The 623-nt window shown below is 68.7% G+C and carries 2 protein-coding genes; both read right to left on the bottom strand.

Annotated features, from left to right (window positions below; all coding sequences use genetic code 11):
- Positions 1–15 precede the first annotated feature (15 nt).
- Positions 16–279 (bottom strand): acyl carrier protein, encoded by a 264-nt coding sequence (locus tag CCN44_RS37175; RefSeq protein WP_059248078.1) that lies wholly within the window; start codon positions 277–279, stop codon positions 16–18.
- An 84-nt stretch (positions 280–363) separates the two neighbouring features.
- Positions 364–623: long-chain fatty acid--CoA ligase (locus CCN44_RS37180; protein ID WP_143650264.1), on the bottom strand; the 260-nt coding region annotated here is incomplete at its 5' end.

Consider the following 623-nt stretch of genomic DNA (forward strand, 5'->3'; position numbering starts at 1 on the left):
CGGGCTGGGTGATGGTCACGCCGGCACCTGGTTGCGCAGGGTGGTCTGGACGAAGTCGGTGAAGGTGTCCACCGATTCGAAGTCGTCCGCGTCCAGTTCCTCCGGATCGACGATCAGGCCCAGGGAGTTCTCCAGGGCCATCAGCATCTCCAGCATGGTGGTGGAGTCCAGGTGCAGGTCGTCGAAGAGCCTGACCTCGCCGCTCAGTCCGGTGACCGGGCGCTCCAGCACATCGGTCAGGGCGGCTTCCAGTGCCCGCACAATCGCCTCGCGGTCCATCAGTGGTCCTCCTTGCTCGTCACTTCTGGCACTTCTGGCTGGTCATTCCTGGCTGGCCACTTGTGGCCGGTCACTTCTGGCTGGTCACGGAGCGGGGGTGTCGGCCAGGGCGGCCAGCTTCTTCCGGTCGACCTTGCCGTTGCCGTTGGTGGGCAGCGCGTCGGTCCGGACACAGCGCCGGGGGATCTTGAACGGCTCGATGTGCTGGCGCATCCCCTCGCGCACGGTGTCGGCACTGATGCCGTCGCCGACCACGAAGAGGACCGCGCCGCGCTTGCCGGCCGGCGGCAGGACGGCCGCGGAGGTCACGCCCGCCACCCGGTGCGCCGCCGCCTCCACCTCGG

The sequence above is a fragment of the Streptomyces tricolor genome, assembly GCF_002155905.1.
GTDB lineage: Bacteria > Actinomycetota > Actinomycetes > Streptomycetales > Streptomycetaceae > Streptomyces > Streptomyces tricolor.

What these genes read in the sequence shown, in the direction of transcription:
- CCN44_RS37175 (WP_059248078.1), bottom strand. Translation starts at nt 279, where the DNA reads ATGGACCGCGAGGCGATTGTGCGGGCACTGGAAGCCGCCCTGACCGAT.